Annotated in this window: 12 protein-coding genes; 3 read left to right on the top strand and 9 right to left on the bottom strand. The window is 66.4% G+C overall.

Going from position 1 to position 14,014, the window contains the following annotated elements; genetic code table 11:
• Positions 1 to 72: 72 nt before the first annotated feature.
• Genes LWE61_RS13935 through rpiB form a run of 4 tightly spaced genes read right to left on the bottom strand, consistent with a single transcriptional unit; the run spans position 73 to position 3,101 of the window.
• Positions 73 to 834, bottom strand: a complete 762-nt coding sequence (locus LWE61_RS13935; RefSeq protein WP_234151169.1) for an RNA methyltransferase — start codon at positions 832 to 834, stop codon at positions 73 to 75.
• Positions 831 to 1,292, bottom strand: a complete 462-nt coding sequence (nrdR, locus tag LWE61_RS13930) for a transcriptional regulator NrdR (RefSeq protein ID WP_234151167.1) — start codon at positions 1,290 to 1,292, stop codon at positions 831 to 833. Before nrdR ends, LWE61_RS13935 begins: the two co-directional genes overlap by 4 nt.
• Before the next feature lie 55 nt (positions 1,293 to 1,347).
• Positions 1,348 to 2,643, bottom strand: a complete 1,296-nt coding sequence (gene glyA / locus LWE61_RS13925) for a serine hydroxymethyltransferase (RefSeq protein WP_234151166.1) — start codon at positions 2,641 to 2,643, stop codon at positions 1,348 to 1,350.
• Positions 2,644 to 2,657: 14 nt separating this feature from the next.
• Positions 2,658 to 3,101 carry a ribose 5-phosphate isomerase B gene (gene rpiB / locus LWE61_RS13920; RefSeq protein WP_234151164.1) on the bottom strand — a complete coding sequence of 148 codons (444 nt, stop codon included), beginning with the start codon at positions 3,099 to 3,101 and terminating at the stop codon, positions 2,658 to 2,660.
• 271 nt (positions 3,102 to 3,372) lie between these two features.
• On the opposite strand from rpiB, the gene dnaK reads away from it, so the two are divergent.
• Together dnaK and dnaJ are read left to right on the top strand one after the other, a co-directional pair.
• On the top strand, positions 3,373 to 5,283 hold the full coding sequence (gene dnaK, locus LWE61_RS13915) for a molecular chaperone DnaK (RefSeq protein WP_234151163.1): 1,911 nt from the start codon (positions 3,373 to 3,375) through the stop codon (positions 5,281 to 5,283).
• A gap of 73 nt (positions 5,284 to 5,356) precedes the next feature.
• Entirely contained in the window at positions 5,357 to 6,499 is a 1,143-nt protein-coding gene (gene dnaJ, locus LWE61_RS13910; protein WP_234151157.1) for a molecular chaperone DnaJ, read from the top strand.
• A 390-nt stretch (positions 6,500 to 6,889) separates the two neighbouring features.
• Here dnaJ and LWE61_RS13905 read toward each other — a convergent pair whose 3' ends face one another.
• The 3 genes from LWE61_RS13905 to LWE61_RS13895 all read right to left on the bottom strand — a co-directional run bounded on the left by LWE61_RS13905 (position 6,890) and on the right by LWE61_RS13895 (position 11,633).
• Positions 6,890 to 7,447 (bottom strand): DNA-3-methyladenine glycosylase I, encoded by a 558-nt coding sequence (locus LWE61_RS13905; RefSeq protein WP_234151156.1) that lies wholly within the window; start codon positions 7,445 to 7,447, stop codon positions 6,890 to 6,892.
• Positions 7,444 to 9,819, bottom strand: coding sequence for a patatin-like protein (locus LWE61_RS13900; protein WP_234151154.1), 2,376 nt, complete (start codon positions 9,817 to 9,819; stop codon positions 7,444 to 7,446). The genes LWE61_RS13905 and LWE61_RS13900 overlap by 4 nt, the downstream gene beginning before the upstream one ends.
• Positions 9,820 to 10,130: 311 nt before the next feature.
• Positions 10,131 to 11,633, bottom strand: coding sequence for an aldehyde dehydrogenase family protein (locus tag LWE61_RS13895; protein WP_234151138.1), 1,503 nt, complete (start codon positions 11,631 to 11,633; stop codon positions 10,131 to 10,133).
• Between the two features lie 108 nt (positions 11,634 to 11,741).
• Between LWE61_RS13895 and LWE61_RS13890 the strand changes: the two genes are divergently transcribed.
• The gene (locus LWE61_RS13890; RefSeq protein WP_234151136.1) at positions 11,742 to 12,221 is read left to right on the top strand and encodes a GbsR/MarR family transcriptional regulator; all 480 of its coding nucleotides are present in this window, start codon (positions 11,742 to 11,744) and stop codon (positions 12,219 to 12,221) included.
• A gap of 265 nt (positions 12,222 to 12,486) precedes the next feature.
• Here the strand turns inward: LWE61_RS13890 and LWE61_RS13885 are convergent, their stop codons facing one another.
• A complete protein-coding gene (locus LWE61_RS13885; protein WP_234151135.1) occupies positions 12,487 to 12,831 on the bottom strand; it encodes a DUF3060 domain-containing protein in 345 nt (114 codons plus the stop codon).
• A 41-nt stretch (positions 12,832 to 12,872) separates the two neighbouring features.
• A complete protein-coding gene (locus LWE61_RS13880) occupies positions 12,873 to 13,577 on the bottom strand; it encodes an endonuclease/exonuclease/phosphatase family protein (protein ID WP_234151133.1) in 705 nt (234 codons plus the stop codon).
• Positions 13,578 to 14,014: the final 437 nt, after the last annotated feature.

Below are 14,014 nucleotides of genomic sequence, written 5' to 3'. Positions count from 1 at the left end.
GGGATGACGCCAGATGGTTGGCGGGAGAAGGGAAAGGAACGCCGGGGATCGCTCCCAACACCGCAGGTTCCGCTATTTCCCGGCCTTCTCCGACCGCCGCCGCGGCTTGTCCAGCGTGGACAGCACGCCGCGCAGGGTCCGTACCTCCAGGCTGTTCCACGCCGGCTTGGTCAGCACGTTACGCAATGTCAGCCGGGTGGCGGTCGCGCGGTCGGGGGGGAAGAAATAGCCGGTGGCGACCAGCATCTCGTCCAGTTGCGCGATCATCCCCTCCAGTTCCTCCTGCGGGGCGGGTTCGTGCAGTTCGGTGCGCGGCGGCTGGGCGAGGCTGACCCCCTTCGACCATTCATAGGCGCACAGGATCACCGCCTGCGCCAGGTTCAGCGAGCCGAATTCGGGGTTGATCGGCACGGTTACGATGCTGCGGGCGAGGGCGACATCCTCCGTCTCCAGCCCCGACCGTTCCGGCCCGAACACATAGGCGCTGCGCCCCGTCTGGCCATGGATTTCGCGCGCAGCCTCCTCCGGCGTGACGACCGGCTTGGTGACGCCGCGCTTGCGCACGGTGGTGGCATAGACATGGGCGCAGTCGGCCACCGCATCGGCGAGGGTGGGGAAGACGGTGGCCTTCTCCAGCACCACGTCGGCCCCGGCGGCGGCAGGGCCGGCATCCGGGTTGGGCCAGCCGTCGCGCGGTGTGACCAGCCGCATCTCGACCAGCCCGAAATTGAGCATGGCGCGCGCCGCCTTGCCGATATTCTCGCCCAGTTGGGGACGCACCAGCACGATGACGGGGGGCAGGGACGCCGGGTTCGTGTTCAGGGTCGCACTCATTCTCCGCTGACCTCCCGGATGGAGCCTGCGAATTCCTCGAAATCGCGCGCGTCGGTGAAATCCTTATAGACGCTGGCGAAGCGGATATAGGCCACGCTGTCGAGCGCCTTCAGCCCCTCCATCGCCAGTTCGCCGATATGCCGGGTCAGTACGTCGCCTTCGCCCGATGTCTCGATCTGGCGCTGGATGCCGGACACCAGCCGGTCGATCCGCACCGCGTCGATGGCGCGCTTGCGGCAGGCCAGGGTGATGGACCGTTCCAGCTTTTCCCGGTCGAACGGCTCGGACTTGCCCTCCGACTTCACCACCATGATCTCGCGCAACTGGATGCGTTCGAAGGTGGTGAAGCGGCCCGCGCAGCCTTCGCACTGGCGACGGCGGCGGATGGCGGCATTGTCCTCGGTTGGACGGCTGTCCTTCACCTGGCTGTTATCATGGCCACAGAAGGGGCAGCGCATTTGGCAAAACTCTCCGGACTGCCGGGGCCGGTGTAGCGGCCCCGGAGTGTCATGTTCAGTAAATCGGGAAGCGTTCGGTCAGCGCGGCGACCTTGTCCCGGACATGCGCCTCGACCTGGCCATCGCCCTCTTCGCCGTTGCGCTTGATGCCCTCGACCACCTCGGCGATCAGCCCGGCGATCTCGCGGAATTCCGCTTCACCGAAACCGCGCGTCGTGCCCGCGGGCGTGCCGAGGCGGATGCCCGACGTCACGAAGGGCGAACGGGTGTCGAACGGGATGCCATTCTTGTTGCAGGTCAGCCAGGCGCGATCCAGCGCCTTTTCCGCCGCCTTGCCGGTGGCGTCCTTGGGCGTCAGGTCGACCAGCATCAAATGGTTGTCGGTACCGCCCGACACGATGTTGAGGCCGGTGTCGGCCAGCGCGGCGGCGAGGGCGCGGGCGTTGGCGACGACCTGATGGGCATAGGCCTTGAACTCAGGGCGCAGCGCCTCGGCAAAGGCGACCGCCTTGGCCGCGACGATGTGCATCAGCGGGCCACCCTGCATGCCGGGGAACACCGCCGAGTTGATCTTCTTGGCGATCGCCTCGTCATTGGTCAGGATGATGCCGGAACGGGGACCGCGCAGCGTCTTGTGCGTGGTGGTCGTCGCGACATGGGCGTGCGGGAAGGGCGTGGGGTGCGCGCCGCCAGCGACCAGGCCGCCGAAGTGCGACATATCGACCATCAGATAGGCGCCGACTTCATCTGCGATCTCGCGGAACCGTTTGAAGTCCCAGATGCGGCTGTAGGCGGTGCCGCCCGCGATGATGAGCTTGGGCTTGTTCTCGCGCGCGATCTGCGCGACCACGTCCATGTCGATCAGATGGTCGTCGGCGCGCACGCCATAGGCGACCGGCTTGAACCACTTGCCCGACATGTTGACCGGCGATCCGTGCGTCAGATGCCCGCCCGAATTGAGGTCGAGGCCCATGAACGTGTCGCCGGGCTGGAGCAGGGCGAGGAACACAGCCTGATTCATCTGGCTGCCCGAATTGGGCTGCACGTTCGCGAAATCGCAGCCGAACAGCGCCTTGGCGCGCTCGATCGCCAGAGTCTCGACCACATCGGCATATTCGCAGCCGCCATAGTAACGCTTGCCCGGATAGCCCTCGGCATATTTGTTGGTGAAGATCGAACCGGCGGCCTCCAGCACGGCCTTCGACACGATATTCTCGGACGCGATCAGCTCGATCTTGTTCTGCTGGCGCTTCAGTTCACGGGCGATGGCGTCCGCGACTTCGGGATCGGCGGTAGCGAGGTCGGCGGAGAAGAAGCCGCTCTGCGTCGTCTGGGTGGCGGTGGTGGCCATGATCGTCGGTCCTTTCAGGCGCTAACGGGAGGATTGGAAAGCTTGCCCACGCGGCGGGCATGGCGGTCGCCACCGAATTCGGTGGCGAGGAAAGCGGTGAGGATGGCCTTGGCCATGTCCGGCCCGACCAGCCGTGCGCCCAGCGCGACGACATTGGCGTCATTATGCTCGCGCGACAGGGCGGCGGACAGCGGTTCGGAGACGAGCGCGGCGCGGCAGGCCGGGTTGCGGTTGACCGCGATGGAAATGCCGATGCCCGATCCGCACAGCGCAACACCCTTGTCCGCGCGGCCTTCCGCGATGGCGGCGGCCAGTTTGTAGCCATAGTCGGGATAGTCGACGCTGTCGGTGGTGTCCGGTCCCAGATCGTCCACAGCATGGCCCTGCTCGCGCAGCCATGTGGCAAGGTCGGCCTTCAATGCCACGGCGGCATGATCGGAAGCGATGGCGATACGCATCGGGTCCCTCTTATCTCTGGAGACAGTGAATATGCCCGCGCCCTGTGTAGCAAATGGCGCGAGTCGGCTTGGCCCGCTATCTAGTTTGGGACGCGTCCAAATGCCACCCGCTTGTCACATTGGGACGGCGTCTGTGCACGCTTGAGTCGAAACCCGGCTTGTTCCCGGCGAAAGCCCCCCTATATCGGCGTTCGAAGCGGGTCGGCCTCGGCTATATGCGGGGTGGGGCCCGCAAACCGCTGAAACATTTTTGGGGTTTGAAGAGGGCATAATGGCAAAAGTTATCGGTATCGATCTGGGAACGACCAACAGCTGCGTCGCGGTGATGGATGGCGGCAAGCCCAAGGTCATCGAAAATGCGGAGGGTGCGCGCACGACTCCCTCCATCGTCGCTTTCGCCAAGGACGGCGAGCGTCTGGTCGGCCAGCCTGCAAAGCGTCAGGCCGTCACCAACGGCGACAACACCATCTTCGCGGTCAAGCGCCTGATCGGCCGCCGCTTCGACGATCCGTTGACCAAGAAGGACATGGAACTCGTCCCCTACGACATTTCCAAGGGACCGAACGGCGACGCATGGGTCCAGGCCGGCGGCAAGGATTATTCGCCGTCGCAGATCAGCGCCTTCACGCTCCAGAAGATGAAGGAAACCGCCGAAGCCTATCTGGGCGAGACGGTGACGCAGGCGGTCATCACCGTTCCCGCCTATTTCAACGACGCCCAGCGTCAGGCAACCAAGGACGCCGGCCAGATCGCGGGCCTCGAAGTGCTGCGCATCATCAACGAGCCGACGGCGGCCGCTCTGGCCTATGGTCTGGACAAGCAGGACGGCAAGACCATCGCCGTTTATGACCTTGGCGGCGGCACCTTCGATATCTCCATCCTCGAAATCGGCGATGGCGTGTTCGAGGTGAAGTCCACCAACGGCGACACCTTCCTGGGCGGCGAAGACTTCGACTCGAAGGTCGTCGAATTCCTCGCGGAAGAGTTCAAGAAGCAGGAAGGCATCGACCTCACCAAGGACAAGCTGGCTCTCCAGCGTCTGAAGGAAGCGGCCGAGAAGGCGAAGATCGAGCTGTCTTCGGCGCAGACGACCGAGGTCAACCTGCCCTTCATCACCGCCGACGCCAACGGGCCGAAGCATCTGGTGAAGCAGATCAGCCGTTCGGACCTTGAGCGCCTCGTCGCGGATCTCATCAAGCGCACGCTGGAGCCCTGCCGCAAGGCGATTCAGGACGCGGGCGTCACCGCTGCCGAGATCAGCGAAGTTGTCCTCGTCGGCGGCATGACCCGCATGCCCAAGGTGCGCGAGGCCGTGAAGGACTTCTTCGGCAAGGAGCCGCACACCGGCGTCAACCCGGACGAAGTCGTGGCCATGGGCGCCGCCATTCAGGCGGGCGTGCTTCAGGGCGACGTCAAGGACGTGCTGCTGCTCGACGTGACCCCGCTGAGCCTCGGCATCGAGACGCTGGGCGGCGTGTTCACGCGCATGATCGACCGCAACACCACCATCCCCGCGAAGAAGTCGCAGGTCTATTCCACCGCTGACGACAATCAGCAGGCGGTGACGATCCGCGTCTTCCAGGGTGAGCGCGAAATGGCGGCGGACAACAAGCTGCTGGGTCAGTTCGACCTCGTCGGCATCCCGCCTGCCCCCCGCGGCGTCCCGCAGATCGAGGTGACGTTCGACATCGACGCCAACGGTCTGGTCAACGTGTCGGCCAAGGACAAGGGCACCGGCAAGGAGCAGCAGATCAAAATCCAGGCTTCTGGTGGTCTGTCCGACGCCGACATCGACCAGATGGTCAAGGATGCCGAGCGTTTCGCCGAGGAAGACAAGAAGCGTCGCGAGGGTGCCGAGGCGAAGAACAACGCCGAGAGCCTGATCCACACGACCGAGCGCCAGCTCGAAGAGCATGGCGACAAGGTGGACGCATCGCTCAAGGGTGAGATCGAAACCGCTGTCGCCGCCGCCAAGTCGGCGGTCGAGGGTGGCGATCCCGAAGCGATGAAGGAAAAGGCGCAGGAACTGGCCACCGTGGCGATGAAGCTGGGTCAGGCCATTTACGAAAAGGAGCAGGCCAATGCGGCGTCTCCGGGTTCGGAAGGCCCTGCGGCGGCGGCCAAGGATGACGATGTCGTCGACGCGGAATTCTCCGAAGTCGACGAGAACAACAAGGCCTGATGACGGCCATGGCGCCCGCGCTCCTTCACAGGCGGCGCGGGCGCCTTCTTATCTGTAGCCGGGCTGGGGTGGCATGAGCAGCGCAGAAGTCAATTTTTACGAGCGGCTGGAAGTCTCGCGGGATGCGGACGGCACGGTGCTCAAGAGCGCCTATCGCAAGCTGGCGATGAAATATCACCCGGACAAGAATCCGGGATGTCAGGACAGCGAGAATCGCTTCAAGCTGTTGAATGAGGCCTATGACGTCCTCAAGGATCCGCAAAAGCGCGCGGCCTATGACCGGTATGGTCATGAGGCGTTCGTCAATGCGGCCAGCGGCGCGGGCGGCGGGCCGGGCGCCGGCTTTGGCGGCGGCGGTTTCTCCGACATCGGCGATATTTTTGAGACGATCTTTGGCGGCGGCGGTTTCGGCGGTCAGGGTGGCGGGCGTCAGCAGCAGCGGCGCGGCGCGGACCTGCGCTACGATCTGGAAATCACGCTGGACGAGGCGTTCCACGGCAAGTCGGAAACGATCAATGTCGAGGTGTCCGCCGCGTGCGAGCCGTGCGTGGGCACGGGCGCGGAGCCGGGCACCGGCGTCGAGACCTGCACGACCTGCAACGGCCATGGCAAGGTGCGCGCGCAGCAGGGCTTTTTCGTGGTGGAGCGGGTCTGCCCCGCCTGCCATGGCGCGGGCCAGAAGATCACATCGCCGTGCCGCGCCTGCCGCGGCGAGGGCCGGGTGGACAAGGCCAAGGCGCTCAAGGTCGACATTCCGCCCGGCGTGGACGAGGGCACCCGCATCCGCCTGTCGGGTGAGGGCGAGGCGGGCGCGCGCGGGGCGCCTGCGGGCGACCTGTACATTTTCCTGCACGTCAGCCGCCATGCGATTTTCGAGCGGGAGGGCACCAACCTGTTCGCGCGCGTGCCGGTCAGCTTCACCACGGCGGCGCTGGGCGGCAGCATCGAGGTGCCGGGCATCGACGGCCAGCGCACGAAGATCACCATCCCGGCGGGCATCCAGTCCGGGCGGCAATTGCGCCAGCGCGGGTCAGGTATGCCGGTCCTCAACAGCCGGGGCCGGGGCGACCTGGTGATTCAGGTCGATGTGGAAACGCCGACCAAATTGTCCGCGCGGCAGAAGGAATTGCTGGAGGAATTCCGCTCCACCGAAACCGGGGAGGAATGTCCGCAGAGCGAGGGATTCTTCAGCAAGATCAAGGATCTGTTCCAGTAGGACGGACGGCGGTCATTCTGCGCCGTCATCCCGTCTTTGCGGCGGGATGACGGGAGGGGACCGCCGGGCCGGACAATCGGCCCGGCACGCTCCCCTGTCGCTCCGCAAGCCCCCTGTCACTCCGGACATTCCGTCCCCCGACTTGATCGGCATATCCCGTTCGGGCTGAGCTTGTCGAAAGACTGCCCTCGTCCCTTCAATGTGGCTGCAAAAGTGAAGGGCAGCCCTTCGACAAGCTCAGCCCGAACGGGGGGCTCGTTCCAAGACAACGGATGCAGCACCACCGGCGGCAGGCCCGCGCACGACCACATTCTCTTCCTGCCCTAAGCGGCAAAAAGTGGTGTCGCCCATCGCCGCCCCCTTGGGCCAGCGCTAGCGCACGGCATCCCGTCAGACCGCATCCCGCCGGAAACAGTCGGCCAGATGGTCGTTCACCAGTCCCACCGCCTCCATCCACGCATAGGTGATGACCGGCCCGACGAACTTATACCCCCGTTTCTTGAGGTCTTTGGAGATATGCTCCGACAGGGCCGTCTTCGCGGGCACCGTCATCCCGTCGCCCCGGATCGGCGTGCCGCCCACAAAGCCCCAGGCATAGGCCGCGAAATCCTCCCCCGCGTCGCGCATCGCCAGATAGGCACGGGCGTTGCCGATGGTCGCAACGATCTTGGCCCGCGCCCGGATGATGCCGGGATCGCCCATCAGCCGCTCGACATCCGCCTCGCCAAAGGCCGCGACCACCTCCGGATCGAAGTTCGCGAAGGCCGCGCGGAATCCCTCGCGCCGATACAGGATCGTGCGCCACGACAGGCCCGCCTGAAACCACTCCAGCATCAGCATTTCCCACAGCATCCGGGAATCGCGCACCGGCACGCCCCATTCCCGGTCGTGATAGTCGGCCATCAGCGCGTCGCCCTGCGCCCAGCCGCATCGTGCCGCATCCGTCATGGCTTTCCCCCCGCCAGTTCGGTTCGCAGGCTGGCGATCAGCGCCGTCTGGCCCGGCAGCCGCTCCTCTTCCTCGTCCAGTATGGCGTTGAACAGCGCCCGCTTCACGCCCGCCACGTCGATGGCACTGCCCGGCGGCACGGCGGACAGGATGATGTCGACCAGCCGGTCGGCGCCGTGCAGCCGCCCCCACAGATAGTCATTCTCGCGATAGGAGCGGCTGAAAAACGCGCCAAAACTGTTGAACTCTATCCCCTTCAACGTCGCCAGCGCCCCGCCGGTGCGGATCGCCACCGCATCGTCGGGGGAGATGCGATCCACCTTGATCGGGTCATATTCGTCCAGCCCCTCGCCCTGCAACATGGGCAGGGTGGCGATGTCGTAGAAGGGAAAGCCCAGATAGGCCTTCAGCAGCCGCCGCCGGTCCGACACCATCAGCGCGGAGAGCGTGTCGGACAGGCGCACCTCCACCTGTGCGTCCAGCGCGGCCAGCCCGCGCGCCTCCGCCAGCGTGGAGAGCGCCACGCCCGGCGCGTTCAGCACCCGCGCCGCCGCCGCCCGTGCGCCCGCGTCGAAAATATCCGGGGCCTCCCGCGCGGCATACAGGTCGATGGCCTCATAGATCATCGCCCGCATCGCCATGCGCGCCCCCTCCGCCTCGGTCTCCTCGCCGGGCGGGATGGCCTCGCCTTCCTCCGTCTCCGCCAGCCGCCGCGTCAGGAAGCGCAGCCGCCGGATGCGAAAGGCGGTGTCGTGCGCGCGCAGGAACAGCAGGGCGGCATCGTTGCGCCCCGCCGATCCATTGGCGGGCATGATGTCCGCCCCGCTGATGCGGATATGCTGCCACAGCGCGGCCCGCACCGCATCGCCGTCCAGCGCCCCCGGCGGCGTTTCATGCCCGGCGGGCGTGTCTCCGGCCAGTTCCCCCAGCAATCCGGCGAGGTCGTACACGATCCCCGACAGCTTCAACTGGGCGTAGCTCACATAGGCGAAGCCGGACGCGCGCGCCGCCTTGCGATGCGCCTTGCCGCGCCAGCTGGCGAGCCGCGCGGGGGTGGGGCGGTCCGCGAACAGCGGCTGGCCGATGGTCTGTTCGATTGTGGTGTCGATGGTCGGGCGCATCGCGTCCACGACCCGCTGCATACGGCGGATGCGCTCCGACCGCAGGGCGATCTGGTCGAGGTCGTCGCGGATCGGCTGTTCGCGCGGGATATTGCTCATCGCACCGAAGATGGTGCGGAAAAAGCCGGGGGTGCCGGTTGCGCTCCCTTCGTCCCGCTGCCGGGGCCGCGCCCCGCCCAGCAGCGACATATGCGGAGTCGGCTCGATATAGACGAAGCGCCGGTCCACCTCCCGCCGGGCGGGGCGGTTGCGCAGCGCCGGGATCGCCTGTGCAAAGGGGGCGTTGGCCAGCACCGACCCGTCGATGATCGGCGCGTCGTCCGCCGTGCCGCGCATCCACTGGCGCGGCAGGATGCGGGCGAGGAAGGCGCTGCGCCCCGGCCACGTCTGCCCGCGCTCGGCCAGCACCTCGTCCAGCTCGCGCGGGGTGAAGGGGGGAAAGGCGCCGGGGAAGCTGGCCGTCGCCCGCGCGGCAAAGGCCAGTTCGGTGGCGTCCGCCAGCCTGCGGGGCCGGTCGCCGCGCACCGCAAAGCTGATCGCGAGCCGATGCTCCGTCTCCGCAATGGCGCGCGGGCTGTTGAGGCGTAGCGTCTCCTCATGCCCCATGAAATCGGTCGCGGTGACGAACAGGTCGAGCGGGTGGCTATCGGGCAGCAGCGGCGGCCCGGCGGGCGCGGCGGCCATCGCGTCGAAGGCGTCGAGCAGCACCCGGCAAAAGCCCTTGCCCCCGAACGGCGGCGCGAACCAGCGCGCGCGCACGAAGTTGGACAGCTTGCGGCGCACTTCCTCGCGCGTTTCGGGCGCGACCGTGCGCTCCACCGTGTCGCCGCGCCGCCGGGCGAGCAGCCAGAGCAGGGGCGCGACCCAGAATTTGGTGAAGCGGCTGATCGGCCGCGCATCCGGGTCCAGCAGCACATCGGCATCGGCCCGCTCCAGCCACAGCGCGGTCAGCGGTTCCAGCGACTGGCCCGTCTCCAGCGCATGGGCGAGGAAGATGGCGTTGATCCCGCCCGCGCTGGCGCCCGCCAATATGTCCGGCATGACGCGCAGCCGCGTGCCCGTCTCGCACAGCGCGTCGTCCAGCAACTGGCGATAGATGGCCGCGCTGCCCCCCGCCACCGCCTCGCCCGCGTGAAAGGCGCGGCTGGCGCGGGCAAGGTGCCACACTTCCTTGGTGATGCCGTGCATGTACACGGCCAGGCTGACCCCGCCATAGCAGACCAGCGCCAGCCGAAGTTCCTTCTCCCGCATGGACAGAGGGATGGCAGAGGTTGGGCCGGGGCGCCAGTGGCGATTGGCGGGGAGGGGGTGGGGACAGGCGATACACGCCTGTCGTGACCGTCACCCCGGATCGGGTCGACGCTTATCCCCCTTGCGCATGGAGGATGGAAACACCGTTCGCCCGCCCTTCGGGTCGACAAACTCAGGACGAACGGGAGGGTGCTACATGTTCCAAGGGATCAGGTCCGGTCTGACGGACGGATACATCCCCCCACCGCCCAACAAAAAGGGGCCGGGAACCCATGATCCCCGACCCCCCGATCTCTCCCTCTCCGCCCGCGTCAGTCGCGCCAGCCGATCACCTTCGTCTCCAGATAATCCTGCAATCCCTCGACGCCCCAGGCGCGTCCGACGCCGCTTTGCTTGTACCCGCCAAAGGGCAGGTCGCCGTTGATCGGCACGCCGCCGTTGACGCTGATCGTGCCGGTGCGGATGCGCTTGGCCACCGCGATGGCGCGGTCCAGATTGCCGGAGGTCACGACGCCGGACAGGCCATAGACGCTGTCGTTGGCGATGCGGATCGCGTCCTCGTCATCCTCGAACGGGATCACGACCAGCACGGGGCCAAAGATTTCCTCCTGCGCGATCCGCATGTCGTTGGTCACGTCGACGAAGCAGGTCGGCTCGATGAACCAGCCGGTGCCCAGGTCGGTGCGGATATTGCCGCCCGACAACAGGGTCGCGCCTTCCTCCACGCCCAGGTCGACATAGGCTTTCACCCGGTCGCGCTGCTTCTTCGACACCACCGGACCCATGGGGCAGGCGGGATCGTCGAAATGGCCCCATTTGGTGGAGAAGGCGTCATAGCTGGCCTTCAGGATCGCCTTCGACTCCTCGTACCGGCTGCGCGGCACCAGCAGGCGGGACGTGACGGCGCAACCCTGCCCGGCGTGGAAGACCAGGATCGACTGGGCGACGACCTGCGCGAAATTCTCCGTATCCTCCAGGATGATCGCGGCCGACTTGCCGCCCAGTTCCAGGAAGACGCGCTTCATCGTCTCCGCACCCTGCCGCTGGATATGCTTGCCGATGGCGGTGGAGCCGGTGAAGGTGATGAGGTCGACGCGCGGGTCCGTGACCAGCGCCTCGCCCGCCATCGCCGGGTCGCTGCTGGTGATGACGTTGATGACGCCGGCGGGGAAGCCCGCCTCCGCCGCCAGTTCGCCAAAGATGGACGCGGCCAACGGCGTGTCCGGCGCGGGCTTCAGGATGACGGTGCAGCCGGTCAGCAATGCGGAGACGACCTTCTCCGCATTGATGTACAGCGGGAAGTTCCACGGCGTGATCGCGCCCACGACGCCCGCCGCCTCATAATAGGCGCGGCGATGGGTGGTGAAGCCATAGGTTTCGCGCGGGCCGAAATCCTTCTCGAACTCCAGCTGCGGATAGACGTCCATCAGGTCGCGCCAGCTGTTGAGGCACTGGGCGAGCTGCGCGCGGTGGACCGCGACCAGCGCCGCGCCCGCCTCATGCCGGACGATCTCGGCCAGCCGGTCCTGATTGGCCACAAACAGCTCATGCAGTTTCTTGACCAGCGCGAACCGCTTTTCATGGTTGGTGGACCAGTCGGTGGTGTCGAAGGCGCGGCGCGCGGCCACGATCGCTTCCTCCACGTCGGCGGGGGAGGCGTCGGCCGCCTTGCCCACGACTTCGCCGGTCCATGGGCCGATATTGTCGAAGGTCTTGCCACCCTCCGCACCGCGCAGCACGCCGTCGATGTAGAGCAGGGCGTCGGGCAGCACCGACGGCGCGGCCAATGTGTCGGTGTCGGAAAGCGTGGTCATCGGGTCATCCTTCCACAGGGTTCATCGGGGCTTTTTGACGGGGCTTCGTCCTGCATAACATCGCTTGATTCGCCCGTTGTCGTAATGTATATTCGGTAAATGCCGAATATGTCAAATGATAAGGCCGCCGATGCCTCCACCCTCACCCCGGCGCAGCGCCACTTCATCGAGGAGCTGGCCGTCCTGCTGGTGCCATGGGGTATGCCGATCACGGCGGCTCGCCTCTATGGCTATCTGCAACTCAAGGAGGAGCCGGTGTCGCTGGACGAGATCGTGGCGGAGCTGGAGGTGAGCAAGAGCCATGTCTCCACCGCCGCGCGTATGCTGGAATCCTATGGCAATGTCCGGCGGCTGGGGGAACGGGGGACGAAGCGCGTGCTCTATGTGGTGGGCGCGCATCCCGGCACGCCGCTCATCAAGCAGGTGACGTTGCTCAGCCAGATGTCCAGCCTGATCGCCCGGCGCAAGGATGCGGTGGCGTCCGGCAAGGCCGCCGACCGGCTCGGCCGCCTCGCCGATTTCCACGCCGACCTCAGCCGTGCGATGGAGGGGATCACGACGGCGGAGCGGTTTCAGGACCCGGAGTGACCGGCGCGCCGGGCGGCTTCCTGGACAGGACAGGCCGTCCTCCAGAAGATGGGTGCCGAAAAGGCAGGTTCCCACGAGTTTCGAAGCGAGTCGCGGGCCAGATCATTGCGCGCCCCCCTCGTCCTTGCGAGCGCAGCGAAGCAATCCATGGCGCCGTCCTTTGGACTTCGCCCGCCTTCGGTTCGCTCCGCTCGCAAGGGCGATTCAAGGCACAATCATCACGCTCCAGCCATTCGCAGGCGTTCGGACTGGATGCCGCGCCCGCCTAGCGCGCGCGGGACAGGCGGTTGCCCGCGCCGCTGATCGCCAGTTTCGGCTTCGCGGAGCCGGGTGCGGTCCACCGGATGACATTGCCCGCGCCCTGCACGCTGATGCCGGACCGGGCGGCCAGGTCGATGCGGATCTGGTTGTTCGCGCCCTCCACCTGCAATTCGGTGCACGCCCCGCCGATGGTCAGCCGGTTGCTGGCCCCCGCGACATGGATGGTCCCCCCGTTGCAATCCAGCGCGACCTCCTCCCCCGCGCCCTCGAACCGCGTCTGGGCCTGCGCGGCGACCGGGATAAGGAGGGCGAGGACGGGCAGCAGGGTCAGGCAGGCGAAGGGGCGCATACACAATCTCTCTCTCGGCACGGGGCGGCGAAGGGCCGCCGTCATCCAGCCTCCAGAACCGCCCACACCGGCAAATGATCCGACGCGCGCCGGGCGAGGGGGGAGCTATGCACCCCCGCCTCGTTCAGGGTCAGGCCCGCGCTGTACATGATGCGGTCCAGGCTCGCGACCGGCCGCCGCGCGTGAAAACTGCGCCCGCAGGACAATATGGTGAACTGCCGCGCAAAGTCGCGCAGGCATCCGCCATTCTGCGTCCATTCATTGGTGTCGCCGACCAAGACGGTGGGCAGCGGCGCGCCATGGCTGTTGGCGACCTCCACCTGATGCAGCAGTGCCGCCGCCTGCCGCCGCCGCCACAGGCCCGACAGGTCGAGGTGCATGCCGAACAGGCGCAGCGCCACGCCATTGGCCGACACCGCCGCATTGACCGCGCCGCGCGGTTCCAGGCAGGGCAGGTGCAGCACGTCATGGCCGGTCACCTCCACCCCCTCGCGCACCAGTATCGCATTGCCATGCCAGCCCATGCTGCCCGACTGGATGGCCAGCGGCACCCGCCGATAGGGGCTGCGCGCCTCCAGCAGCCAGTCGGGCAGCACGGCGTGGCGCTGGCCAAAGCGCATGTCCGCCTCCTGAAGCGCGATCACATCGGCATCGATCTCGTTCAGCACCTCGATGATCCGTTCGGGGCTGCGCCGCCGGTCGGTGCCGACCGCCTTGTGGATATTATAGCTTGCGATCTTCATCATGGTCCGACGGTAGAGAACGCGCGCGCGCCGGGAAAGAGCATAACGGGGGAGTCATGGGCGGAGCGGGGAGGCTGTCGCGCTTCCGTTGAGGTGTAGCGGTTTGGGTTGGGATGGTGCGGGGGTGGCGGTAAGCGACCCAACGTCGTCATTCAATGACCCTTATGGCTCTTCCCAAACCCGCCATTCATTGATGGGCATACATCCGAAGATAGTCAGCTTCAGGATAGGGTTTGACAGGCCTTAGCTGGTCAGGCTCACCGACTTGCTCTGAACGGACGAACCTCGCACCCTCGCGGTTTCGAAAAAAGCTAATCCTCCTCTGCGGGGCGGGTTTTTGGTTCCAAGGGCGGTTCTCCATTATCACTTGGTTGCCAGTGATCCAAAAGACGCCGCGCTGATCGCCCCAACCGTTATAAGTGATCCAGCTTCCATCACGC

The sequence above is a fragment of the Sphingobium sufflavum genome, assembly GCF_021403115.1.
GTDB classification, from domain to species: domain Bacteria; phylum Pseudomonadota; class Alphaproteobacteria; order Sphingomonadales; family Sphingomonadaceae; genus Sphingobium; species Sphingobium sufflavum.
The sequence above is the reverse complement of the archived record's forward strand: the minus strand, read 5'-3'. Positions and strand labels throughout refer to the sequence as shown.